The organism is Rhizobium beringeri, assembly GCF_004306515.1.
Taxonomy (GTDB): domain Bacteria; phylum Pseudomonadota; class Alphaproteobacteria; order Rhizobiales; family Rhizobiaceae; genus Rhizobium; species Rhizobium beringeri.
The window spans coordinates 122,750-147,808 of sequence record NZ_SILG01000005.1 but is presented as its reverse complement, the minus strand read 5'-3'; the positions used below and the strand labels follow the sequence as shown (position 1 = coordinate 147,808).

Sequence of the window (25,059 nt, the reverse complement as noted above, 5' to 3'; positions counted from 1 at the left end):
ACGGCCAGGCGCAACGCAGTAGGCGGCCCGAGACGGAAAAGAATCTTGTTCCCTCCAGAGGCGAACCCTCGGTATTGCGGACCTCGCGCCTCCCAGCCAGTCACAACGCCGACATCGTCCGAATGAGCTGCCCATAGGCTGCCATGCGGGCCTTCTCGAAGAAGGTCGCCTTTGATCGCGTTGCGGAGTAAATGTGCAGGCAGGCAACGCTCGCCATTGAGGTAACACCATGTCGACGACCCGGGCCATGGGCGGCGGCGCGCCTGCCAACGATCGGGGAGAGAGAGGTCGTATCCTCCATCAGGCTTCAATGGCTGCCACTCCGGCTCGGTGATCGTGAAACCGACGAGATCTGCGACCCGTTCGGCGCATTCGATAAATCCGACATGATCGAGATGCTCGACAAGCCCGAACACATCGCCTTTCGCATCGCTGAGCGGATCGAACCATCCGCGCCCCTCATGCGTAACGATGATGATTTCACCGCCACGGCGAAACTTAATCGCCCGCCGGCTGCTTTCCTCGAAGTCGATGGCGAAGCTCGCCCTTTCGAGAACCGCCGCGCAACCGACCCGTTCGCGCAGCGCTTCTATTTCTCTTCTCTTCATTTGATTTCCAATCGCCCGGCGATTGGCCCTCGTTGCCTTTCTTTGCCCTTCGTTTCGCGGGCACCCTTCGGCCAGCCGCGAAGAGCAAAGGCGGCAAGGGCGCGGCTGACAAGTTTCGGATCATGCAATGCTTGACCGCGGCGAAGCCTCCCTTGCGTCTGCAGTTCGCAAGCGGCACGCCAGAACCACGGAAAGAATCGTGAACGATCGCAAGATCGTCGTCGGCGTCGATTTCGTCAGAGGGTAGAACGCCGTACTTGCCGTCGGCTGCGAAGACCGTGACCATCAGGTCGCGGGAGAGCTGGAAGGCGTGGGACCGCACAAAGGAAAGATCGAGCGACTTTAGAGGGCTCAAGCCCGGCCAATTCCCGCTGAATGACTCCTCAAAGGCGCGGGACCGGCGCGATCAGCGCGACGCGGCAGCAGCTTCCTAGCGGACCTTTCAGCGGGTTGATCGTGGAATCCGGAAGAGAGCAAGGATCCATTCAAACACGCACATTGGCTTGCGTTCGTGGCCACTTCGATTCAGCTACGTTCCGCACCGACCGCAGGAGCCATTGTCTCCGTCTTTTCAAAAACCGATGGCGCGATCTTGCTGAGGACCTGGAGGTCGCCGAAACGGTGCATTTACAAGCGGATGAAAGGCAAGGTGAAAGCGTCCGGCGCCCGCAACCATGATGGGATCAGTCTGATCGCGTGAGCTTCGCTTTCTCAAGCGCCTGTTCCAATGATTCGGCGTTGAGCGAAATAACCGCACGCTCCACGCATGCCTGAATTTCAGCGGCACGCTTTCCCTCGATCAACGCGATATCAGCCACAGTCCACCCCCTCGATATCCAGTGGAGACAGGTTCGTTCAATCGGAGAGAGCATTGCTGTCTTCATGGCGCGAGTCCCACTCAGCTAAAGCCCACTAGGGTTTCGAGCGGAAACATCGACTTTACCGGTGTAAATTTGTTCAAAACTCACCATGGCCATTTGCCTCGAATACCTTTGGTCCACCTATCCAGCTCGACTTCAACTCAAACCCGGGGTCAACACCACACAAGCCGCCCTTTGTGCTAAGCATGCCTTTGGCCTTTGCGGGTTCCCCAAGCGGAAGCTTATTCGTCAGAGCGATCGACGCAGCCATCACGGGCGTGGCTGCCTGGGCAAGGCAGCGCCTCGATCAAAGCTGAGCCCGACACCGTAGATTGAGGCGAGGGGCGGCCGAATCGAAGAGACGGGTAATTTCGCCCTCAGCTCGATGGGACATCTCAATGAGATGGCGGGATAGTCGGACAAGCAGCACGCGACCGTGACGACGAGCGCGGTGTTCTCGGAACGCAAAGCCGCACCGGCGGCAGCGAAGGTGGCCTGCATGATAGGATCCTGTCTTGTAAGAAGAGAGGTCAGTTTTCGAGAAAGGTGAGCTCGCTGACGAAACCTTCGGCATCGCCTCGAAAAAGTGAGCGGCTGAATTCGATCGCGCGGCCCGAAGCAAGATAGGCAACGCGCTTTGTTAAAAGACCAGCCGTTCCGATCGCGACGCCAAGCGTGGTGGCGTCCGGATCTTCGATGTTAAGTGCGAAAGTGCGCTCGATCGCACGAATGGGTCTAAAGTTTGCGTCCGCGAGTGTGTTGCAGGTGGAAGAGGTAACGGTACGAGCGGCGGGCAGGAACTCGGAGGAAATGCATATGCGTTCAATCGCAAGCGGCTGGCCCGCCGAGCTCCGCAAATGGGTGATGCGCACGACGCGACTGTCGCTTGACAGGCCGAGTGTCATCATCTCCTCGGGTGCGGGATGAGACGTGCTGCGCTCGATGCACTCGACTTTCGTGCCCGATCCAAGCCAGGAAATGTCACCCGTCAAAAGGTTCGCGCGTGACGGAGGCTGATCTGCGCGGACCGCCGATCCGGCTACGAAGGTTCCTGAGCCGCGCCTGCGGACCAGAAATCCGTCTTGGACGAGATGGTCGATTGCTTTGCGGACCGTTACACGGCTAACGCGGACATGTTCAGCGAGGTCTCGTTCGGGATAAAGAACGTCGCCCTCTTTGAGTTTACCCGACAGGATCGCCTTTTCAAGCGCCAGCCGAAGCCTTTGATAGAGCGGACCGGCGCCCTTGATGTCTGTGTCCCATCCTGGAAGCATGGCTGCAAGCCTGTCACTCATTCGATCGCTTTCAGATGCCCGAAGCGCGACACAGCCAAGGCCACGGCCCCGCTCAGTGCATCTCCTTCGGGCGTTACCAATAGACTTTGATGCCGTGCAGCGATCCAGGACGAATACAGCGACCCCAATCCGCCGAGCAGGCAAATCTTCTGCGTTCCTCGAGCGACCAGACGATCAAGTGCTTCGTCAACTGAAACAGCGGCTTCTTGCAACAGGCGCGCGGCGACGGCATCGCCCTGTTTCATGTGCTCGAATACGCGCGGCGCATAGCGGCCGAAGGCGCCGGGCTTTGCCTGCCGCGCAAACTCGACGATATTGCGTGGGTCATTTTTGAATTCCGCAAGGACCGAGGCGGTCATCGCGGACATGTCGTGAATGCCGTCATATGCTAGCAGCGTTTCTTGCAAAAGCGCATGTCCGATACGAGCGCCGCTGCCGAGGTCGCCCACAGTAAAGCCCCATCCGCCCACGTAGGTCACCGTCTCGCAGTGGCGGGAAATGTAGATCGTGCCTGTTCCTAAAATGGCGACGGCACCGTCTTTATCACCAAGCGCGCCTTGTAGCGCGATCAGCCCGTCTGACTCGATGTCCGCCTGGGCGAAAGGTAGCCTGTTTTTCACGTAGTGAACGGCCTCGCCGACATTATTGCCCGCGACCCCCAGAACTGCACGCGCCGAGGCGATGCTACGCGCATTGATGCCAGCTGCGTAAAACGCCGCGCGGGTCGCACTGGCAATGTTGTCGAGCGCCGTATCCGGATCGGAAAGGATGTTGGCTGGCCCGGCTTGAGCCCGCGCAAGGATATTCCCGTTCGAACCGGCGACTGCCGCACGGCAGCTCGTGCCACCGCCATCGATTCCGATTAGGTATGCGGTCATCCGCCCGTTCCTTCAGGAGGTCATCTGACACAACGTCGATCGCGTTCGGGCCGCCCCAGCTGCACTCGTAGTGTTCGTACGTACGTCGCACAAACATACTTTAGTGTCAATTGGAAAACCGGCTGGCGAGGGCATGGGGCGAGACTGTCGCGAGTAACCCTCATGCAATTTTGGGAAAAGTTCGTGCGCAAAGACGTCGACGGCTTCGTCGCCAAGATTCGAAGATCTTTGCTTCGTTGTTCAAGTTTGAAGGATTCTTCGGACGGCATCGTGTCGAGGCAGTCGCATCAAACAACAGCCATGGCAGGGAAACTTTGATCTGGATCAAAGCGCGGTCCCGGCGAAATTGATAATCATCAAGCCGTGCCGGAAAACGGGATAGCCGAACCCGCAATCGCGGCGTAATCATCTCGGGCATGCCCGGCATGCGCAGCCACGCCCGCCACACGCGGATTTCGAAGGGATCAGGACATGGACGTCGTAAGCAGTGACGTTTCGGACGCCGGCACTCTCGTCGCCTGCCGTTCCTGCCAGGCGCGGCACGGCGTCGTCTGCGGCGCCTTGTCCAACAGCCAGCTCCGGGAGCTCGGCCGCCACTCGCTCCGCCGCACGGTCGGCGCGGGCTGCGAAATCATCGCTCAAGGCTCGGAAAGCTCTTCCTATTCGAACATCATGCGCGGGGTGGTGAAGCTCTGCAAAGTGATGCCGGACGGACGCCAGCAGATCGTCGGCCTGCAATTCGCTCCCGATTTCGTCGGCAGGCCATTCGTGCGCGAAAGCACGCTGTCGGCCGAGGCTGCGACCGATGCCGAAATCTGCTTTTTCCCCCGCAACCTGCTCGACCGCATGATATCGGAAGCGCCGGAACTGCAGCGCAGCCTTCACGATCAGGCGCTAAAGGAGCTGGACGCCGCGCGCGAATGGATGCTGACGCTCGGCCGACGCACCGCAGGCGAGAAAGTCGCAAGCCTGCTTTACCTGATCGCCACACACGCCGAACCGCAGACCGCCACGAGCACCGATTTCGACCTGCCGCTGTCCCGCACCGAGATCGCCGATTTTCTCGGGATGACGATCGAAACCGTCAGTCGCCAGATGACCAGGCTGCGCAAGAGCGGCGTCATTCGCATCGAGAACTTCCGACATATCATCGTGCCCGACATGGATGAGTTGGAGCGAATGATCAGCGCATAGAACGGGATCTGCCAACATCGGGGCGCTGACCCGGGATCGGCGCGCAAAACGGATCAGATGCCGAATTCAGAGTCTGGCGCTGAGCCGAGATCAGCGCGTGATCACGACGCGGGTCTTGGCGCGGCCAGCCCGTGGCGCCAGCGAGAAGAACTGGGCGGCATTCTCGAAGTGCAGGCGAACGCAGCCATGCGAGGCCGGCCGGCCCAAGCGCTTCAGGCTATAGCGCTCCTCATCACATCACCCACCCGGGACGCCGGTCCCCATTGAAGCTCGAACGAGGCAGATACATGAACAAGATCAAGGTCGCCAATCCCGTCGCCGATCTCGACGGCGATGAAATGACGCGCATCATCTGGCAGCTCATCAAGGATAAGCTGATCCATCCGTATCTCGACCTAGACATCGACTATTTCGACCTCTCGGTCGAAAACCGCGACGCCACCAACGACCAGGTCACCGTCGATGCCGCCAACGCCATCAAGAAGTACGGCGTCGGCATCAAGTGCGCGACGATTACGCCGGACGAAGACCGCGTCAAGGAATTCAATCTCAAGCAGATGTGGAAGAGCCCGAATGGCACGATCCGCAACATTCTCGGCGGCGTCATCTTCCGCGAACCGATCATCTGCAAGAATGTGCCGCGCCTGGTTCCCGGCTGGACCAAGCCGATCGTTGTCGGCCGCCATGCCTTCGGCGACCAGTACCGTGCCACCGACTTCCGCTTCCCCGGCAAGGGCAAGCTGACGATCAAGTTCGTCGGCGAAGACGGCACGGTTATCGAGAAGGACGTCTTCGACGCCCCCGGCTCGGGCGTTGCCATGGCGATGTACAATCTCGACGAGTCGATCCGCGAATTCGCCCGCGCTTCGATGATGTACGGCCTGATGCGCAAATGGCCAGTTTACCTGTCGACTAAGAACACCATTCTCAAGGCCTATGACGGTCGCTTCAAGGATATCTTCGAAGAGATCTACCAGACCGAATTCAAGGATCAGTTCAACGAAGTCGGCATCACCTACGAACACCGCCTGATCGACGACATGGTCGCCTCTGCGCTGAAGTGGTCGGGCGGCTATGTCTGGGCATGCAAGAATTATGACGGCGATGTCCAGTCCGATACGGTCGCCCAGGGTTTTGGCTCGCTCGGCCTGATGACCTCGGTACTGCTCACGCCCGACGGCAAGACGGTGGAAGCCGAAGCTGCCCACGGCACGGTGACGCGCCACTACCGCCAGCACCAGAAGGGCCAGGAAACCTCGACGAACTCGATCGCCTCGATCTTCGCCTGGACGCGTGGCCTGGCGCATCGCGCCAAGCTCGACGACAATGCCGAGCTTGCCCGCTTCGCCGCAACGCTCGAAAAGGTCTGCGTCGACACTGTCGAATCCGGTTTCATGACCAAGGACCTGGCGCGGCTGATCGGCCACGACCAGCCGTGGCTCTCGACCACTGCCTTCCTCGACAAGATCGACGAGAACCTGCAGAAGGCCATGGCGTAAGCCGGCTTATCCAAGATAACATGGAAGCGGCGGGAAATTCCCCGCATTCAGAGTGCTGACAAAACCCCTGGCCTTGGCTGGGGGTTTATGATTCAGTGGGACATGTCGAAGAAACTCCCGCCGCAGCAGACGGCTCTCGAGGCAAGTGGCCTGAAACGTCGCTAGCCAGCAGTCGCCGGCGAGGATCTCTGCCGATTGATCGATGACACCGACGAAGCCGACAGATTCTTTGGTCTAGACTGTCCATCCATCCGGGCCTGGAACTGTTCAGGCGTCAACGCTGCTACCGAGAAGTGTCGAGGGTAAGAGTATTCGCCATCATGCGCTTTGCCTCGCGCGCGCCTCGGCGACCATCTCCTCGAGCCTAACAGCAACACTGTGAGCGCGGCGATAGTAGGCGGATTCTGGAATCCCATACCGGTCCATTGGCGTCTCGAAGTTGAGCGGAGTCTGATAAGGAGTTGCGGCGATCGCCGAGGTGATCGTGTGCCAATCTAATCGTCCATCGAATGGCAAGAGATGGTTATCCATTGCTCCGAAATTGTCGTGAATGTGAGTAGCGATGAGGCGATCCGCGAAACGCTCAAGCACGCTGAGCTTGCCTGGCTCGATCAGTTCCCAGTGGCCACAATCGAAGCAGACGCCGATGAACTCCTTGCCGTATCGGGCGAACAGTCGATCATAGAGGTTGAGGAAATTCTGAGCGTTGGCGCAAAGAAGAGTTTCCGCGGCAATCTGGATGCCCTTTTCGACGCAGTAAGGCCTGATCTCGTCGAGAGACTGGAAAAGGGGGTCGAAGAAAGCTCGTTCGGCGGCTTCGCTGCCGAAGACGTTGTCGTTGATATCGATGTGCAGAACAATATTGGGGGACTGGAACGCGGCCGCCAGGTCGACACGGTTACGCAACAGCTCGACTCCGCTGCGGCGCTGCCATTCATGCGGCGACAGGAAGTCCTTGCGCGTCTCCATCGCGAAAGGGCCAGGGTTTTTGTGGCCGATCTCGGTGATAGGATTGCGGCCATTGCTGCCATGAACCGAGTGCACTTTCAGCCCAGCATCGGCCACGATCCTGCTTGTAAACTCGATCTCGGCGTCGCCTAGCCAGTACGAACTGCCGGAGTCGGGATTCCAGTTGATGTGTGTGAAGCCAGCTTCCTTGATGAGGGTGAGCGAGTTGCGAATGCCTTCGTCGTACCAACGCTCCTGGTGCGGCCAATGCCAGACGGTGATGCAGGTATCCAATGGATCAGTCTCCGGTTCTACAATGTTGTGGTTTCTGGACCTTTGCCAAGGCCGATGCGCTCGGCCAACAGAATGATCGCCAGTGAAAACGCCATGATCAGAGTGACATAGACAAGGTTGAGCGCTGCCTGCTCAGGATCGACAGACAGCGAGCTGTCTACGATTGCAATCGGCAGCGGTTTGTTGTTGACGTTGTATAGAAACGCCGACAGGGGGTATTCCGACAGGAGATCGTTGAAGGCCATCCCGGCGACGAGGATTACAGTCGGCGCCACTATCGGCAGAATGATGCGGCGATAGCGATAAAGACCAGTGGCGCCCATCGAGCGGGCCGCCTCGTTATAGGCCGGATCGATTCCTACGAAGGCTGCCCGCAGGAACCTCACCATAAGCGGCAAGGCGACGATGGCGTAGCCAATCGGCAGGAGCCAGTAGCCGCCGAGGAGGACTGCGTTTCCAACGAGCGGGTTTGGCGTGTCGAAGGTGACGATCAGCCCGACAGCGAGCAGAACACTAGGAACTACCCATGGCAGGAAGAAAGTGATGTCTAGAAGGCGCGTCAGCCAACTGCGCCGGCCAAGAATAACCGGGACAGCAAACAGCGTAACGACCAGCGCCGCCGATACCGCGACAAGGCTCATCACTATGGAGTTGAAGAACGGAAGAAAGGCGGTGCCTTCGGTAAAGACGCGGGCATAGTTCTTCAGGGTCAGGCTGGATGGGATCACTTCGATGCCGATGCTCGCGGCCGGGGCGAAGGAGAAGAGTACGACAAGAGCGATCGGCACCGCATAAATAGCCACAAGAAGATAGGCAAAAAAGTGTAGCACTGTATTGCCGATCGGGCTGCAAATTTTGCGTAGCTGGATGGGCGCAGTCGCTTTCGCGCCGCCGACATAGGAGCCGCGCGCTTCGTAATATTGAGACAGCAGGATAAGCGCCATGAGACACAGTCCCATCATAAGCGCCAGTAAGGCGGCCATGTCGGGACGGCGCAGGCTGTTCAGAGTCAGCACCATCTGGCTCAGCATGTGGAAATCGCGACCGCCCAGCACCTGAGGGGCGGCGAAAGAGCTGATCGCGGTGTAAAGGGTAAGAAGGGTGACAGCGAGGAGCGTCGGCATGATTGCGGGCAGTACCACACGCCACAGGATCGTATATTCCGAGGCACCCATACTGCGCGCGGCTTCGATGGTTGCGTGGTCGACGCGGCGCATCGCAGCGCGCAGAAAAAGATAGTAAAAGTTGGTCATCAGAAAGGTATGCGTGAAGAGCACGCCAAACCAGCCGATGAACCAGTCTTGCGGGAGGCTGGAAACGATCGCCTTCACCAGATGTGTCACCGCACCGCCGGGACCATAGGTGAAGTTATAGCCCGCCGCCGCAACGACACTGCCGAAGACCAGCGGCGTTGCATAGGCGATTTTCAAGAGCGCGCGACCGCGTACGTGAAAATATTCAAGGACGACGACCTGGAAAATCCCGACAATGGTCACCGTGACCATGGTCGCTGACGTCATCCAAGCCGTGTTCCAAAGGGCAGCGCGCACTCTTCGTGATCTTGAAAGTTCGCTTAGGGTCTGGCCGACCACCAGGCTGCCGTGCTTGAAAAATGCCGCATGAAGTGACGCGACGAGCGGCAGTATCAGGAAGGTGACGACGATCCAGATCAGGGCCGCCAACCCGATCCAATAGACTACGCGCTCGACGGCAGCCGCGCGGTTCATCTGTCCGCTTCCTCGAAGATATGCGCCGAGCCCGGGCGGATCGTCCAGGACACGGTCTCACCGATTTCGGGTAACTCGTGCCCCATCCTGGCGGCCGAAATGAAATAACCGCCGGTATCCAGGTCGATACGGCTGTGGGCGCCAAGGAATTCCACGTGGCGGACGATCGCCCGCGACCCGACTTCTACCGCCTTCCCGACGAACACATCTTCGTGGCGGACAAAGATGCGCCCTCGAATGTCGCCGCCCAGGATTTGCCTGGCAAGCGGCGTAGGCAGTTCGTTGGCGGCGCCGACGAACTCGCAGATGAACGGCGTCGCGGGTTTTCGGTAAAGAGTACGCCCGTCACCGATCTGTTCAACGCCACCGTTCGCCAGCACGACGATCGTGTCGGACATCGTGAGTGCATCTTCCTGATCATGCGTAACAAAGACTGCCGTGAAGCCAAACTCCCGCTGGAGCCTCTTGATCTCGCGGCGCATCGTCACTCGTACCTTGGCGTCGAGATTGGACAATGGTTCGTCGAACAAAAGCACCTTGGAGCCCGCGACGAGCGCGCGCGCAATCGCAACTCGCTGTTGTTGCCCGCCTGACATGGCCACTGGCTTCTTGTGCAGTTGCTCCGTAATCCCCGATGTTTCGGCGATCTCGGCGACGCGCCTGCCGATCTCGCTCTGCGGCATCTTCGCGACACGCAAAGCAAAGGCGATGTTTTCGAACGCCGTCATCGTTGGAAACAGCGCATAGTTCTGGAATACCATGCCGACATTGCGGCGCTCCGGAGGCTCGTTGGTGATATCTTTTCCTTCAAGGATAATCCGCCCGCTCATTGCCGAATGAAAGCCGGCGAGGGTCCTTAGAACGCTGGATTTCCCACTGCCGGAAGCCCCGAGCAGAGCAACGAACTCGCCTTCGTGAATTTCAAGCGAGAGGTCGCGGATGACTACCTTATCGCCATAGCCAATATGCAGTTTATCGATGATGAGGATCGGGGTCGGCATGATCATACTCCTGTGAAGCCTGGCGATCTGCATCGCCCGGTCCTACATGCTCACCGGATTTCAAGCTCGATCTTCTGCAACCAGCCGTCCAGTTTGGGCGCGACGGCATCCCAGTCGATAGGCTGAGCCTTGACTAGTTCCGCATTCGCCTGCACCTCTGGCGGTGATTTAGCCAGCGCCGCCGGCAGCACCGGAACCTGACCGAACTTTTTGGCGTAGCCGGCCATGACATCGGCAGAGCCGAACCAGTCGACGAATGCCTTTGCCTGCTCCAACTGATCGGTTCCGGCCATGATCGCCACGCCTTCGGAGATGACGGGCGTGCCACCTTCCGGGTCAATGACCTTGACTTGCATGCCGAGTTCCCTGGCGTCCTTGATGACGCCGCCGAACCAGTTCAGATTGATGACCGCACCGCCCGATTTGAAGGCTTCCTTGCGCGCATCGGCGTCATCGACAACGATCGCGTTCGCATAGAATGCGCCAAGAAAATCCCATCCAGCCTGAGTGACTTCGCCCTTGTCGTCGAGGAACCGGGCCAAGATACCGGCCAGATAGACCCTTGTCGTCTGCCAGGCGGTGTTGCCGATGACGTATTTGCCTTTGTATTCGCCCCTTGTCAGGTCCAGCCAACTTTTCGGCGCCCGCTCAGCGGCAAGCTTTTCGGAATCATAGGCTATGACGACCGGTGTGCTCCAGAATTTGTAGACAATGCCTTCTTTGTCCTTGTATTGCGCAGGGAGGTCCGCCGCCCAGGCTGGTGTGTATGGCTGGAACAGGCCGTTCTTTTTGAGCAGAGCCATAGACGTGTCGACCATGCCGAGTACGACATCGGCCTGGGGGTTGTTCTTCTCGGCGACCAGCCGATCAAAAAGTTCTCCTCCGGGTGCGCGCAGAACCTGCACATCGTAACCGGCGGCTTTAGCCTGGTCGACTATCCACTGAACGTTCTCTTCTCCCTGAGGGGAATAAACGACAAGACTATTGGCCAAGGCCGGAGAGGTCACCGCGATCAGCACGGCTGCCAGGGTCAATAAGCGTTTGATCTGATGCATGGTGTTCCTCTCGTTTCAGATTGGCCGGTCATCTCCGACTTGGCGCGTTCTTAATGAAGCTTTATGACAGTTTAATTACATTGCGTAATTTAATATATATTGCAATAGCTCTTTGGCTGCTAACCATTTGAGGCACTCTTGGAACCAATGGACCTTTCACGGAACGAACGACGACTGGTCGAACTGATTTTCGTGGGCAAGAAGATTGCGCGCGTCGACCTGGCCGAACGGTCCGGCATGACAGGAGCTTCTGTCACTCGGCTGATAGGTCGCTTAATTGAGATCGGACTTCTGATCGAGGTGGTCGAGCGGACCGGCGCCCAAGGCCAGCCTCGGCGCTTGCTGAGCCTGCGGGCTGACCGGTATCTTTCCGCGGGAATAACATTCTCGGTCTCCCGAATGGAGGTAGCAATCGTTGATCTAGCGGGAAAGATTCTTACCTCCCTATCAGTCGACATCGAGACCAGCACGGCTTTGTCGGTGGCAGGCGCGGCGCAGGCGGCTATCGCGGTGATGCTGGCCGACCTTGGTATGCCTAAGGATCGCCTTCTGGGGGTCGGCTGCTCGGTGCCCGGCAATTTCGGCACGATGTCGAACATCCTCAAGGCCCATAGCTTCTTCCCGGCTTTCGATGATGGTGAGGCGGACCAAGCTTTTAAAGCGACTTTCGAAGCGCCCTATTACATCGAGAATGATGGAACAGCTGCAGCGCTCGGAGAATATGTGTTCGGCGGACGCATCCCGCAGCCTGATCCGATGTTCTTCATTCACATTGGACACGGTGTCGGGGGAGGGGCGGTTATCGACGGACGACCGTACCGCGGTGTCAATGGAAACGCCTGCCTGCCCGGAGTTCTCTACCCGTACGACCAGCCGCGCCCATCCGGCCAAGACCTTTTTGCCACCCTCAACGGTGCCGGCTTCGCCATCCACGACTTCGTCGATCTCGAGCGGTTGCCAGACAGCGCCGAAGTGGCTTTAGGAGCCTGGGTAGAACGCGCCGGAAAGCAGCTCAGCGAGACAGTACGTGTTGCAACGGCGATGTTCGACCCCGCGCTGATTGTCCTTGGGGGACGGCTGCCAGAACTCGTGACAGACAAGCTGGTGGGTGCAATTTCCAGTCAGCCAATCCTTGGTCCGTCGCGCGGCTTGGAGGTTGCTGCAGTCGAGGCCTCCCGACTTGGCCCTCGCGCCGGCGCGATCGGGGCCGCCTGCATTCCGTTCTTTGCCTCTCTCTTTTCAGCCGCCGTCGCAGACGATGGCAGTCCCTACCTTAACGGTCGCAAGCCCAAATCCCGACCCTAGATAATTCGACGGCGCGCCTGAGTGTCTTCGGGAGTCTACCGGGCAGACCCAGACGGGAACCTCCCTTCCTTACAGGTCGGTTCCCTGTAAAACCTCAAATGACTAGCTTTAGGTGGCTGGATAAAACCAGACCCGCGGCGCCACGCAGAGCCGTATGGCCTTCGCCGATACCATTCACTGTGATTGATATCTCCTGACCAGGTCTCTTTACCACTAGCTGCTCGACATGCCGTCTGATCAGCTCCGCAGCCTTCATTCCGCCTCCGGCGACGTCTCCGTGAAGGACGTAGGAGTTGAGGGACAGTGTTTGCTGCAGGTTGACGATGCCGAACGCCACGTTGCGTGTATAACGGTCGAGAAGTTCCTCTGCCGCATTCGAGCCTTCGTCTGTTTCCTTGACCAGTCTGGCACAGGTGACGCTTCGGGGATGTGGCAAGCCCATTCGGACGGCTTCTTTTCGTAGCCACGGAAGGGCAGCTACCGTCTCCCAGCAACCGTGCTTTCCACAATTACAAAGGGCACCGTCGATCTGAACCACGCTGTGCCCGAGCTCACCGCCGGATCCGGCGAGTCCACGATAGACCTTGCCGTCGATGAAGAAGGCGCCGCCGAGCACCTCGCCGGTATAGACCGCGGCAAAATTTTGTTGGCCGCGGCCGGGCCCGAACCATCTGTCCCCAACAAGCAAGGCACGAGGGTGATGATCGATAACAACGGGAAGAGAGAAGCGTTCTTGTAGTAGCGCTACAAGAGGTAGTCCCGTTAGAACGGGAGCAAGGTTGACGGTAAGAATTGTTCCTTTGTCACTGTCGATCATTCCAGCAGAAGCCACGCCAATGCCAAACGGCGCCTGCTGGGCCTGAGACAGTGTGGCAGTAAGCGTCTTGGTCATGACAGCGATGAATGCTTCTGTGTCGCCATGCGGATCAAACTCAGCTTTCGTAACGGCCTTGATCTCGCCGGTTAAGGCCACGAGGCATGATTGTATCGTGCCGGGCAGAAGGAGGACTGCGCCAAGCATCGGTGCATCGGGGTTAAAATAAAGCGGACGAGCCGGCTTGCCGCCTTTGACGTCGGAAGGCGACGCATCTCCCTCGATAAGAAGCTGGTCTTCGATCATCGGCTGCACAATACCGGTGATCGTAGTCCGGTTGACGCCCGCGAGTCGAGCGAGGTCCGCCCGGCTTTTGGGTCCGTTATCATACAAAGCTTGAAGTACGCGACCGCGGTTTATGGCGCCGAGTGCCGATTGGGAGACAAGCGTCACGTTGCCGCTGTTCTCGCCGGCGGCGACTTCTCTGGTGGCAGGGGTGCGCTGGCCCAACGAATAGGACGGCTGGCTCTCAAACTTCACTTCTCTTCTCCAATCTACCGGATCCTTTTAGCCCGTACATTATCGAACGGCCATACAGCAAAGGTCCCTTCCGGTGATGCAAGCAGGATGTCGATGACAAGGGCGGTTCGGCGAAAATTTTGGCGACAACTTGTTGACACTAACATAAGTTTGTGCGAGGTACAAACTAACTGCTTACAAAAAGCAAATTAGGGGTAGCAATCTCAGATCGACAAGCGGAAGCCCGGTGGCTCCGCTGAAGGGGCCGAGGTTGGGATACGAAGCAACTGAGGAGGCTGTTTATGACAATCGATATCGGAAATATGTCGCGACGTGACCTGCTGAAAAGCGCTTCCGTCGCAGCTCTTGTGGCTGGCGCGGGATCACTGGCCATTCCACGGCGCGGGGCCGCGCAGGATGCGAACACGGTTCGCGTCCTGTCCGTTGAAGACCCATTCTTTTTCTCGATGAAGGCGCTGGTGCCGGAATACGAGAAAGAAACCGGCATCAAGGTCGAACTGGAGAGTCTCTCCTATGACGCCCTTCAATCGCGCCTCGTGTCTGCCTTTGTCGCCAAAACCTCAGACGCCGACGTCATTGTTGTCGATCAGATGTGGCTCGGGCAGTACATCGACAATGGATGGATCATCTCGCTGAACGATTTTATTGCCAAGGACAGTGAATTCGATCTCTCCGATTTCATCCCGGAGGTCCTTTACTCCTCGAATATGTGGCGCGGCCAGATCGGCACATTGCCGATCGCCGCTTATGCACAGGGCGTCATGTACCGCAAGGACGTGTTTGACGAACTCGGCATCGCAGCGCCGCCGACCAAGACCTCGGAAGACTGGACCTGGACGAAATATGTCGACACACTGAAGTCGATGGAAGGCAAGTCATTTGGCGGCAAACCGTTGTTTCCCACGGTGGTCTGCGGCTCTCAACCGTCGCCGATCGTCCACATGTTTACGCAGGTGTCGGCAAGCCACGGTGCGAACTGGTTCAAATCATTCCCTGCCGACTTGTGGGATTTCTCTCCGCAGCTGACAAGCCCCGCCTGGGTCAAATCTGTTGAAGTCTATAGGCAGCTCTACAAGCTGTCTCCGCCTGAAGCGATCAACTATGTCTGGTTCGACGCCGGCACCCGTTTTGCAAAAGGTGACATCGGGATGTTCTACTGGTGGACGCCGTACTTCTACCTGATCAAAAACTCGGGCTACATGACCGGCAAGAAGTCGGACGTGATGGACAAGTACGCGACGGCGGCCTTGCCAAAGGCTGAGGGCGTGCCTCAGACGGTCAGTCTCGGCGGATGGAGCCTTGGCATCCCATCCAGTTCCGAAAGGCAAGAAGCAGGCTACGCCTTCATCAAATGGGCGACCTCGAAAACCACGCAGAAGAAAATGGCTCTTTGGCCGGACCTTAACTACCAATTCTCCGACTTTGCGCGCGTTTCACTCTACGAAGACGAGGAAGTCAAAGCGCTCTATCCGTACCTCGATGTGCAGTATGCGATGATGAAGCAGGGCAACGGCAAGGTCACACGCCCGCCTGTACCTGGTTACACGGCCATTGAAAGCGTGCTGGGCCTCACATTGAACCAGCTTTTGACCGGTAGCGAAGAGCCGAAGACCGGCCTTGAACGTGCCAACAGCCTGTTCGAGAGCATCCTGAAGGGTAATCTCATGATCCCTTATCAAAAAGCCAGCTACGCAGACACTCTTGACAGGGCCAAAGCCCTGATCGCCAAGAGGTAATAGAGTTCTCCTCGGGCCGGCGCGACAGCGATCGCGCCGGCAGCTACTTGAAGAAGAACTGGATCTGCCAATGCACACGACAACTGTTCGCTCACCGCGAGCCTTCAGGCCCGCCCGGAAGAGCTTTATCCGACGAAACCTGCCATACTTGCTGATCGCGCCTTCGGTCGTGATGCTGCTCGCTCTGATCGCCTACCCCTTACTGTTTGCCCTACGATCGAGCTTCTACTTCTGGAACCTGCAAATCGGCCCGGAGCCGCTTCAGTTCGTTGGCTTCGAGAATTATGTGCAGGCCTTTAACGCCTTTGACTTTCGCGCCGCACTGACCAACACCTTGATCCTGTCGATCCTAGGCACGACACTTGAGTTCACGTTTGGCCTGGCGATCGCCCTCATCCTGCTCAAGGTACTGCCTGGCATGAACGTCGTGCGTGCCCTGCTGATCCTCCCCACCACGATTGCCCCTATCGTCGTCGGATTTTTGTTCCGCTATCTCTATGATCCAGGCGGTGGACTGTTGAGCTGGGTGTTGCAGTCGCTTTGGCTACCGGTGCCGGCAGAGGGAATTCTTGGCTCGCCTTCAACCGCACTTGCGGCAATCCTCTTCGTCGACATCTGGCAATGGACGCCGTTCTTTGCAATCGTCCTCTACGCAAGCCTCTTAGCCGTTCCTGACGAAATCTTGGAGGCCGCGCGACTGGATCGGGCTTCCGCCTGGACAATCCTGATGCGTATCAAGCTGCCGCTGATCAAGCGCACCGCGATCATCATCGTCATGCTTCGCTTCATGCAGATCTTCAACACCTTCGACACGGTGCTTGTGCTCACTCGCGGCGGACCGGGTACTTCCACGCGCACCCTTGGATACTCGCTCTACGAGCAGGGCCTCGTCAACTTCAACATTGGCCTTGTCAGCGCAATGACCTGGATCACAGTGCTGATCGTCAATGTCATCGTTGCCCTCTACGTCTTCTTCGCGTTCAGAAACGAGGAGTGGTAAAATGTCCCGTCGTCGCACAAGCTTCAACACGGCACTCACCTACGCCGCCGGCCTCCTCTTCCTGGCAATCTTCGTTGGGCCGATCCTGTGGTTTATCGCTCTTGCCGTTCGCCCGGCCGAAACGGCCTTCACCATGCCGCCGCAAATTACCTTCGAGCCTAATCTCGACGCATTCCGGCACATCCTCGTCGATCCCGGCACCAACGCACCGCAACTGGTCAACAGCCTGATCGTCGCAATCGGCGCCGTGTTACTCAATCTGCCCTTTTCCGTTCCTGCTGCCTACGCGTTGTCCCGCTTCAAGCTGCGCGGCAAGAAAAACATCATGTTGTGGTACCTCGGCTTGCTGATGGCCCCGCCAGTCGCGTTCCTGATCCCTTATTTCATCCTCATCACGCGCATCGGTCTCCAGGGTTCCTACTTCTCGATGGTCCTCGTTCTGCAGACGCTGACGATCCCGTTTTCCGTCTGGTTGATGAAGAGTTTCATCGACGAGGTGCCGGTGGAACTGGAGGAGGCTGCCCGGGTCGACGGCGCTCGATGGTACACGATTATGTTGCGGATCACGCTACCGATCGTTCGTCCCGGCATCATCGTAACCTCGATGTTTGCCTTCGTGTTCGCATGGAACAACGCGGCTTTCCCGCTGGTGCTGAGTTCTCGCTCCACCGCCACCCTCCCGATCGGAACACTTGGATATTTCGCGACAAGCGGTGTGACGTGGAACTACATCGCCGCCGCTGCGCTGCTCGCGATGATACCGCCGATGATCATCTTCCTTGTTTTCGATCGATACGTCGTTCGAGGCCTCACCTTCGGTTCGGTGAAGGGCTGAGCTTTCCCTTATGAATGGAGTAATGCAATGAACAAACTGCGAATGGGCGTCATCGGCGCCGGTCTTTGGGGCGGCAATCATGCCCATACTTTTAATGTCTTGCCGGAGACCGAGCTGGTCGGCGTCTGTGACCTCGATGAGGGCAGGGCGCTGAAGATGAAGGAAACCTACCGCGCAACGCAGGCCTTTACCGACTATCAGAAGCTGATCTCAAGCGATCAGATCGATGCCATCTCGGTTGCGACACCTGACTTTACCCACACGCCGATCATTCTGGCCGCTCTGAAAGCCGACAAACACGTATTGAGCGAAAAACCGCTTGCGACGACAGTGCGCGAAGCCGAGGAAATTGCTGCGGCCGCCGCAAAGTCCAAGGGCAAGCTGATGATTGATTTCCATAATCGTGTGAATCCAATTCTCGCCCAGGTTCGTGACATGATTCAAGACGGTCAGATCGGCTTGGCAAAGCATGGCACTGCGCGTCTCTCGAATACGACATTCGTTCCGTTCGAAATGCTGAGCTGGGCCGCGAAGTCTTCTGCACTCTGGTTCCTGGGCAGTCATCTGGTGGATGTCCTGCGCTTCATCCTGGCGGACGAGGTCGTACGGGTTTATTCCGTCGCCCGCTCGGGGACCCTGTCCGCCGGCGGCGTGGATACAAAGGATTTCCATGTCTCGGTGCTTGAATTTTCCAAGGGCACGGTGGTGACCATGGAGAACAGCTGGATCCTGTCGCGTGACAATCCTTCGCTTGTCGATTTCAAGATCGAGTTTGTCGGTGAAAAGGGCCAGGTCCAGGCGGACCCCACCCACAATGGCGGCCTGCGCAAGATCGTCGACGGCGGACTAAAATACAATGACTATATCGGCATAACACCAACCGGCGCGACGCGCATCGGCGGCTTTGTCCTGGAATCCATCGCTCGCTTTGTCGATAGCGTCGTGCGCGACGCTCCGCTACTGGCAGATGCACAGGACGGCCTGGCGAACACCAAGACCCTCGCAGCCATCGAGGAATCCGTCGCGACCGGCAAGGCTGTGAACATCGGCTAGAGCCGGAACCAAAAGCGCGGGGCATGTCCGCACGAACAGTGCGGCTTGCCTCGCTTGAAAATACGGGGAGTAAATAAAAATGGCGTCCATGACCTTCGACGGGATCGGCAAGACCTTTCCGGACGGAACCGTTGCCGTTGCGAATGTAAGTTTTTCGGTCGCCAACGGAGAATTCGTCGTGTTGGTCGGCCCGTCCGGTTGTGGCAAGTCGACATTATTACGGATAGCAGCGGGTCTTGAAACGCTCAACAGCGGCCGATTGCTCATGGATGACGCTAATGTCACCGAGACTGAGCCCCAGGACCGGGATATCGCGATGGTTTTTCAGAACTACGCGCTTTACCCCCATATGACTGTCTACGACAATATGGCCTTCGGTCTGCAGCAGCGCAAAATGCCCAAGGACAAGATCGATAAGCTGGTGCGTGACGCGGCGGAAATGCTCGACCTTACTCGCTATCTCGAACGCAAACCAGGGGCGTTGTCGGGTGGCCAGCGGCAACGTGTGGCAATGGGTCGGGCGATCGTTCGCCATCCCATGGCCTTCCTGATGGACGAGCCGCTTTCAAACCTTGATGCCAAGCTCCGCGTACAGATGCGCGGCGAACTGAAGCTGCTCAACCAGCGGCTCGGTGTAACGACGCTCTACGTAACCCACGACCAGGTCGAAGCCATGACCATGGGCGATCGTGTCGCTGTGCTGAAGCCAGTATTCAATGGAGAGGAGAGCAATCTTCAGCAGGTCGACACCCCGCAAATGCTCTACGACAAGCCCGCCAACCTCTTTGTCGCGGGCTTCATCGGATCGCCCGCGATGAATTTTGTGCGCGTCGAGCTGACTGCGGAAGCCGGGGCACTCAAAGCTGCGGTAACTGGAACGCAGATATCCTTCTCCGTCGCCGCCAAGCCGGCACTTTCGGAATATATAGGCCGGCAGGTCATCGTTGGAATTCGCCCGGAGATGTTTCTGGTTTGCCCCGCGTCTGAAGCCCTCTTCAACGAGCAGGTCCCGGTTGCCGAAGCGCTGGGAGCCGACACCTTCGTCTTTTTCGACATCGCGTCACCGCCGGTCAACGTAAACGATGCCGAAGATACCGAAGACTTTACAAATAAAGGTAAGAACCGACTTGTCGCGCGGATCCCACCGGCGCTCACACCGCGTCCCAACCAACATTTGCCGCTCACTGTCGATCTGGAAAAATTGCACTGGTTCGATCCGGTAACCGGAACTGCGATCCGAGACTGACAGAACATCCGCAAATTATCGCCTCACTAGGAATTCAAGTCTTTTCTCCTGCCCTCCCAGGCAACTTGGCTGTCGTCGAATACGAGGTCGGCGGCAGCCATTTTTTTCTTCGGATTCCGAATTTTGAAATGCAGAACCTGAACATTCATGCACCGTGACAGAGCTTAGAGGAGTGGCTTGTGAAACATGTTTCCATTGTCGGGAAGTTCTTTGTCATCATGGCCATTTTTGGTGTCACGGCGCTGGGACTGACATTCTATCAGAGCCGCCAGATGCTTGCGGTAAACGATAGTTACCAAGGGCTTCTCGACCGGGATGCATCTGCAGCGCTTCGATTGACACAGTCAAACAGAAGTCTCGAAACGGCGCGTGCCAGCATCAGCGACATGGTGATGACGCGGTCGAAAGAAGCGAGGGCGCGGGCAGAAGCAGGTCTGAATGACGCGCGAGAGAACTTCGTCAGGTTCATGGATCTGGCTGTCCAGGCAGTTCCCGAGCAGGGCGAACTGCCGAAGTTGAAGGCGGATGGATTCTCTGTCCTGACCGACACGTGTGGTGCAGCGATCGCTGTGGCCCGCGGCGCGACCAGTGAAGCCGAGCTTGCCATGGTACAGCAACTCTATCTGACTTTATGTCAACCCGCCTTCGCTGCCATTTCACCGAGGTTTACGTCCGTGACGGAAGAACTCGCTTCAGACGCGGAGCAAAAGCGTGCTGATGTTTTACGCATTGTCGGTGACACCTCAGTAGTGAGTTTAGGAGCAGCTATTGCCGCACTGCTCGCCGTCTCATGCTTTGGTTTCATCACAATTCGCTCCTGGTTGGTCAAACCTATCAAGCAGATGGTTTCGACGATGAAAGTCATTGCCGAGGGCGATCTGACGTTGTCTGTTGAGGGAACGATCCGCCGTGACGAGATCGGATCCATGGCCCGCGCAGTGCAAATCTTTAAGGACAACGAGTTGCGGACACGCGATCTCGAAAAGGATGTAGAGGCCAGTCGTGGGGCAAGCGAGATCGAACGTACCCGCATAGCCGACACCGAGCGCCAGCGGGCACGTGATATGGCCGAGGCCACGGCCGGGCTGGCTGAGGGTCTGAAGCAGCTTGCGGGCGGCAACCTCGTGTTCAGGCTCGACGTCAGTTTCGCTGAGGATTTCGAACCATTGCGCGCAAACTTCAATGCCGCTGTTGTTCAACTCGCTGAAAGCCTGAGAGCCGTGTCGCACACTACCGGATCGATAAATGAGGGCGCGCAGGAGATCGCTTTGAGCGCGCAGGACCTGTCCCGGCGGACTGAGCATCAGGCCGCTTCTCTGGAGGAAACTGCCGCCTCCCTGGATCAGATCACCCAGAATATCGCCAGCTCTAGCACGCGCACGGCGGAAGCCCGACACGTTGCGGTCGAGGCGAACAAATCCGCCCGTCATTCCGGGAAAGTCGTTTCCAGCGCTGTCGCAGCAATGCAGCGCATCGAACATTCTTCCTCGCAGATATCGGCTATTGTCGGCGTGATCGACGAAATCGCGTTTCAGACCAATCTCCTGGCCCTCAATGCAGGCGTTGAAGCGGCACGGTCCGGCGAGGCCGGAAAGGGCTTTGCAGTCGTTGCGCAGGAGGTGCGCGAGCTTGCTCAACGCTCAGCGCACGCAGCAAAGGAGATAAAGGACCTGATCCTCAATTCCGTTGACGAGGTCAGCAGTGGCGTCACGCTGGTTTGCGATACCGGTGAGACGCTCAAGATAATCGAGGAACAAATCGTGTTGATCAACACCCAGCTTGATGCAGTCACGGTTGCTTCCAATGAGCAGTCGGCAACTCTTTCCGAGATCAATCGGACCATCAATCAACTGGATCAAGTTACGCAGCAAAATGCTGCCTTGGCGGAGGAGTCCACGGCTGCAAGTACTGCACTTGCCGCAGAGGCAAAGCGGCTGCGGTCGATCGTCGCCCGGTTTCAGTTTGACATCGGCAGTGGGATCTCTGAGCAGCGAACCGATCAGACCAACGCCGGGACAGCGTCAATGTCTTCGCCACCGCGACTTATACTGGGAAAGGGTGCGCACCCAGTCGGAACATCGAGATAGCTCGACAGCTCCGTTTTGGCGCCGCTCAATACATAGCCGAGGATCGCATGCGGAGGCCGTTAGATGACGAAATTCAGCAATTCAGATAGAAGCAGACTGGCGGCACCGCGTAGAGCAGCCAGGCATTCGCCATCTCCGAAGACAAGGGCGATATCATCACCTGGGCGATGGAATACCAGATCGTGGAAGCTTTCCTGAATCAGACGAAGAATGGGGCCTCCCCCCCGTACGATGTCCCCGTGAATAACAATGAAATTCGGCGCCATAAACTGCTGGAGGTTCGCCAGGCCAACCGCAATATTGAACGTGTAGTCGCGAATGAGTTCTCTTGCGCCCGGCACGTCCTTGTCGGCCAGCGTCAACAATCGGCTCACATCCAGGGAGAGAGGTCGTGGCAACCGCCTGACCTTAGCTTCGGTCCTTAACCACTTCGAGCTGGCGATCGTTTCCCAGCATCCGCGTCTGCCGCACTGGCACATCCGACCTTTGATGTCTACGGTCGTATGACCGATTTCACCACCCGCACCTGCGGGTCCGCGATAGAGATGTCCATCAAGGTAAAGCGCTCCGCCCAAAGTCTCTCCGATGTAGACCGAGGCGAAGTTTCTCCGACCGCGGCCCTGTCCAAACCAGCGATCCCCAACGAGTAACGCCCTCGTATCTTGATCGACGCAGACTGTGACTCCGAACCGCTTGTTCAATTCGGTTTCGAGCGGAAATCCATCGAGGAAAGGCGCAAGACTGACGGTCACGATCGTGCCAGTCTCCGTATTGATCATTCCTGCAACGGCTACACCAATGCCCAAGATCGGCTTTCCAAATGCGACGGCTTTTTCGACACAGGTGCTTATAATACGGAATGCGTCGGCCGAATTTGCTACGTTCTTCGGAAAGTCGACGGCATGTTGAGCATAGACCTCGCCCTCCAAAGAGACCAAACACGCACTCACGCGGTCGTGCAGCAGGAGCACCGCGCAAATTGGCCTTGCGTCCTTGGAAAACCACAACTTGGTAGCCGGCTTGCCGCCTGTTTCATTGGGAGGGATCACCTCTCCTTCGGCGAGCACCCCCTGATCGAGTAAAGGCTGCACAATCCCACCGATAGTTCCTCGAGTCACACCGGTAACGCGGGCCAGATCCGCCCTGCTAGATGCTCCTATGTCGTACAATGCTTGTAGCAATCGTCCTCGATTTGCGGCCCCTAAAGTTCCCGTCGAGATTAGTTTTTGAGCCAACATAGTGCCCTTACCGCTTTCGCTTTTATGGCTATCGTCAGGGCTGCTCTCATTTTCTCCAAGTCGGAAAGCTTGAAGTCTTCTTATCAACGAGTCCATTTCATCTGATCCTGTTTATGAATCCAACTGAGCCGCAACGTGAGCACTATCGACCGGCTACCCGGAGCTCCCCATTCGGACGGTCTCGGATTATGGCCTTAGAGCCATCTGGGGTTCCTTTAAACGCGTCTTGTGACGTGGGAAACCCTGAAGGATCCCCTCACAAGGCTTTCTTCAATGACCTCAGATGTCCGAGCAATCGTTAAAAAACAATTGAAATATCGAAGTGACAAGCCGAAGCGGAGCGGCTCTAATGGTTGCGCCAATTACTCTACGCAACCATATAATACGAGATCCGGTCTGTTCTAGTCTATATTTAGATCTCCAAATATATATTCATATATACTTGATTTTATACTCACTTTTAACTTTTGCATTTGCGAAAACGGTGATAGCGATTGTGAGGGCTGATCAGCATTTCAATGAACGATGATTGGACAATGCAATGAACGGATTTGGTGCACCAGAGCGCAAAACGCGCAACGCGCAAGGTGCTTGCGCAGTCGAGAAGCTCGCCATTTTCGGTGGGAAGCCTGTGATCCCTCTGGGACGCGTCATACCTTGGCCCGCGGCAGAGAAGAAGCACTTGGATGCGCTTCGCGGAGTTGTGGATAGCGGAAAATATCACCGCGTCAATCATCCAATTGTCAGCGATTTGGAGCAAAATCTTGCAAGGTGGATTGGGAAGTGGCAAGTGCGCGCTGTTGGCAGCGGAACGGCGGCCATTCACATTGAACTCGACTACGTCAAGGAGCGCGGAGAGCAAGTTGTTACCGCGGCACTGAATTGGCCGGGAGCGGTAGGACCAATTGCAATCAATGGCCTTGAACCCGTCTTCGTCGATGTCGACATGAGCGTGGCCGGGATTGATCAGCGGGCGGCCGCTGAGAGGTTCAACCCCAACGTCGCTGCGGTTCTGATCACCCACCTTTTCGGGAACAATGTTCTCGTCCCCGATGGAAGGCATGCTGCGCGTGCTCAGGGAATTGCAGTGATCGACGACATCTGCCAATCGATCGCAGCCGCGAAAGCAATCGTCGGCGGCTCTCATCTTGATACAGACGCACTCGCTCTTTCCGGAAACGGCGCTAAACACCTTGGGGCTGGCGAGCTGGGATTTGTCATAACGGAGGACGCCGACCTAATTGCACATGTTGATCGCGTATCGCTGTCAAGCTCGTCTCGGAGCGGAGCGCGAATATTTTCACCTCGTTCCCAAGGGTACAATTACCGGCCCAACGTATTCTCTTCATCTATTGCGAAACTGCGGGTCACAGAGATGGATGCGCAACTCGAAATCCGAAGAGACAATAGCAATCTGTTATGGGAGATGATCAGCGACCTTGCGGGTATACTTCCGCTTTTCGACCCGTCAGACTGCGACCATTCAGTGCTCAATTTTCCTTTGCGCATTGAACCTGAGGCGCTTGGCTTTGCGCCAGGTCCGGCTGCGAGGGATTTCGTCGTCAAATCGCTGCAGGCCGAAGGTGTGCCTATCTGTGTTTGGCTCACGAAGCCCGTTTTTGAATATCTCCCGGAAATTCGCAACAACTGGAACGCCGCCGATTTTCCAAACACCGTGAAAATATTGGATACGATGTTCTACGTCTCCGAGATCGCGCCGCCCAACGGTGGCGAGTTGATGCATCTTTACGCAGATGCTTTTCACAAGGTTTGGAGTGCAATTCATAAGCAGGGGCCGGAGATCGCCGCTGGAGCAATTTCCAACTGAGCACCACGCCTCGCGACA

20 protein-coding genes and 2 pseudogenes are annotated in these 25,059 nt (G+C 57.3%); 11 read left to right on the top strand and 11 right to left on the bottom strand.

Annotated elements, in window-relative coordinates; all coding sequences use genetic code 11:
• Positions 1-80: 80 nt before the first annotated feature.
• Positions 81-416: pseudogene (locus tag ELH03_RS38840) on the bottom strand (DUF3991 domain-containing protein); the annotation flags it as partial.
• On the opposite strand from ELH03_RS38840, the gene ELH03_RS38835 reads away from it, so the two are divergent.
• A complete protein-coding gene (locus tag ELH03_RS38835) occupies positions 387-743 on the top strand; it encodes a hypothetical protein (protein ID WP_425375601.1) in 357 nt (118 codons plus the stop codon). The pseudogene ELH03_RS38840 and the gene ELH03_RS38835 overlap by 30 nt on opposite strands.
• Positions 744-1,291: 548 nt before the next feature.
• Here ELH03_RS38835 and ELH03_RS38575 read toward each other — a convergent pair.
• The 3 genes from ELH03_RS38575 to ELH03_RS33420 all read right to left on the bottom strand — a co-directional run bounded on the left by ELH03_RS38575 (position 1,292) and on the right by ELH03_RS33420 (position 3,641).
• Entirely contained in the window at positions 1,292-1,426 is a 135-nt protein-coding gene (locus ELH03_RS38575; RefSeq protein ID WP_267970729.1) for a hypothetical protein, read from the bottom strand.
• Between the two features lie 572 nt (positions 1,427-1,998).
• Complete coding sequence (locus ELH03_RS33425; RefSeq protein ID WP_128408582.1) at positions 1,999-2,763, bottom strand: GntR family transcriptional regulator; 765 nt, start codon at positions 2,761-2,763, stop codon at positions 1,999-2,001.
• A complete protein-coding gene (locus tag ELH03_RS33420; RefSeq protein ID WP_128408581.1) occupies positions 2,760-3,641 on the bottom strand; it encodes a glucosamine kinase nucleotide-binding domain-containing protein in 882 nt (293 codons plus the stop codon). The genes ELH03_RS33425 and ELH03_RS33420 overlap by 4 nt, the downstream gene beginning before the upstream one ends.
• Before the next feature lie 471 nt (positions 3,642-4,112).
• On the opposite strand from ELH03_RS33420, the gene ELH03_RS33415 reads away from it, so the two are divergent.
• On the top strand, positions 4,113-4,835 hold the full coding sequence (locus ELH03_RS33415; RefSeq protein ID WP_128408580.1) for a Crp/Fnr family transcriptional regulator: 723 nt from the start codon (positions 4,113-4,115) through the stop codon (positions 4,833-4,835).
• Between the two features lie 90 nt (positions 4,836-4,925).
• Here ELH03_RS33415 and ELH03_RS33410 read toward each other — a convergent pair.
• Positions 4,926-5,057 (bottom strand): annotated as a pseudogene (locus ELH03_RS33410) (L,D-transpeptidase); the annotation flags it as partial.
• Positions 5,058-5,122: 65 nt separating this feature from the next.
• On the opposite strand from ELH03_RS33410, the gene ELH03_RS33405 reads away from it, so the two are divergent.
• Positions 5,123-6,334 (top strand): NADP-dependent isocitrate dehydrogenase, encoded by a 1,212-nt coding sequence (locus ELH03_RS33405; RefSeq protein WP_130806904.1) that lies wholly within the window; start codon positions 5,123-5,125, stop codon positions 6,332-6,334.
• Between the two features lie 318 nt (positions 6,335-6,652).
• Here ELH03_RS33405 and ELH03_RS33400 read toward each other — a convergent pair whose 3' ends face one another.
• The 4 genes from ELH03_RS33400 to ELH03_RS33385 are packed head-to-tail and all read right to left on the bottom strand — an operon-like array spanning position 6,653 to position 11,359.
• Positions 6,653-7,576, bottom strand: coding sequence for a sugar phosphate isomerase/epimerase family protein (locus ELH03_RS33400; RefSeq protein WP_063473366.1), 924 nt, complete (start codon positions 7,574-7,576; stop codon positions 6,653-6,655).
• A 17-nt stretch (positions 7,577-7,593) separates the two neighbouring features.
• Positions 7,594-9,303 (bottom strand): ABC transporter permease, encoded by a 1,710-nt coding sequence (locus tag ELH03_RS33395; protein WP_128408578.1) that lies wholly within the window; start codon positions 9,301-9,303, stop codon positions 7,594-7,596.
• On the bottom strand, positions 9,300-10,304 hold the full coding sequence (locus ELH03_RS33390) for an ABC transporter ATP-binding protein (protein WP_065276673.1): 1,005 nt from the start codon (positions 10,302-10,304) through the stop codon (positions 9,300-9,302). The genes ELH03_RS33395 and ELH03_RS33390 overlap by 4 nt, the downstream gene beginning before the upstream one ends.
• 50 nt (positions 10,305-10,354) lie before the next feature.
• The gene (locus tag ELH03_RS33385; RefSeq protein WP_065276660.1) at positions 10,355-11,359 is read right to left on the bottom strand and encodes an extracellular solute-binding protein; all 1,005 of its coding nucleotides are present in this window, start codon (positions 11,357-11,359) and stop codon (positions 10,355-10,357) included.
• A gap of 147 nt (positions 11,360-11,506) precedes the next feature.
• Here ELH03_RS33385 and ELH03_RS33380 point away from each other — a divergent pair, with 147 nt between their 5' ends.
• A complete protein-coding gene (locus tag ELH03_RS33380; protein WP_065276661.1) occupies positions 11,507-12,664 on the top strand; it encodes an ROK family transcriptional regulator in 1,158 nt (385 codons plus the stop codon).
• Positions 12,665-12,758: 94 nt separating this feature from the next.
• On the opposite strand, the gene ELH03_RS33375 is transcribed toward ELH03_RS33380, so the two are convergent.
• Entirely contained in the window at positions 12,759-14,018 is a 1,260-nt protein-coding gene (locus ELH03_RS33375) for an ROK family transcriptional regulator (protein ID WP_065276662.1), read from the bottom strand.
• Between the two features lie 281 nt (positions 14,019-14,299).
• Between ELH03_RS33375 and ELH03_RS33370 the strand changes: the two genes are divergently transcribed.
• The 6 genes from ELH03_RS33370 to ELH03_RS33345 all read left to right on the top strand — a co-directional run bounded on the left by ELH03_RS33370 (position 14,300) and on the right by ELH03_RS33345 (position 21,975).
• On the top strand, positions 14,300-15,754 hold the full coding sequence (locus ELH03_RS33370) for an ABC transporter substrate-binding protein (protein WP_130806902.1): 1,455 nt from the start codon (positions 14,300-14,302) through the stop codon (positions 15,752-15,754).
• A 70-nt stretch (positions 15,755-15,824) separates the two neighbouring features.
• The gene (locus tag ELH03_RS33365) at positions 15,825-16,754 is read left to right on the top strand and encodes a carbohydrate ABC transporter permease (protein WP_128408575.1); all 930 of its coding nucleotides are present in this window, start codon (positions 15,825-15,827) and stop codon (positions 16,752-16,754) included.
• 1 nt (position 16,755) lies between these two features.
• The gene (locus tag ELH03_RS33360) at positions 16,756-17,589 is read left to right on the top strand and encodes a carbohydrate ABC transporter permease (protein ID WP_130806900.1); all 834 of its coding nucleotides are present in this window, start codon (positions 16,756-16,758) and stop codon (positions 17,587-17,589) included.
• A 27-nt stretch (positions 17,590-17,616) separates the two neighbouring features.
• The gene (locus ELH03_RS33355; RefSeq protein ID WP_128408574.1) at positions 17,617-18,642 is read left to right on the top strand and encodes a Gfo/Idh/MocA family protein; all 1,026 of its coding nucleotides are present in this window, start codon (positions 17,617-17,619) and stop codon (positions 18,640-18,642) included.
• 79 nt (positions 18,643-18,721) lie between these two features.
• A complete protein-coding gene (locus ELH03_RS33350) occupies positions 18,722-19,888 on the top strand; it encodes an ABC transporter ATP-binding protein (RefSeq protein ID WP_128408573.1) in 1,167 nt (388 codons plus the stop codon).
• A gap of 179 nt (positions 19,889-20,067) precedes the next feature.
• On the top strand, positions 20,068-21,975 hold the full coding sequence (locus ELH03_RS33345) for a methyl-accepting chemotaxis protein (RefSeq protein WP_130714343.1): 1,908 nt from the start codon (positions 20,068-20,070) through the stop codon (positions 21,973-21,975).
• Between the two features lie 59 nt (positions 21,976-22,034).
• Here ELH03_RS33345 and ELH03_RS33340 read toward each other — a convergent pair whose 3' ends face one another.
• Positions 22,035-23,309 carry an ROK family protein gene (locus ELH03_RS33340; protein ID WP_065276668.1) on the bottom strand — a complete coding sequence of 425 codons (1,275 nt, stop codon included), beginning with the start codon at positions 23,307-23,309 and terminating at the stop codon, positions 22,035-22,037.
• Between the two features lie 445 nt (positions 23,310-23,754).
• Here ELH03_RS33340 and ELH03_RS33335 point away from each other — a divergent pair, with 445 nt between their 5' ends.
• The gene (locus tag ELH03_RS33335) at positions 23,755-25,041 is read left to right on the top strand and encodes a DegT/DnrJ/EryC1/StrS family aminotransferase (protein ID WP_065276669.1); all 1,287 of its coding nucleotides are present in this window, start codon (positions 23,755-23,757) and stop codon (positions 25,039-25,041) included.
• The last annotated feature ends 18 nt before the right edge of the window (positions 25,042-25,059 follow it).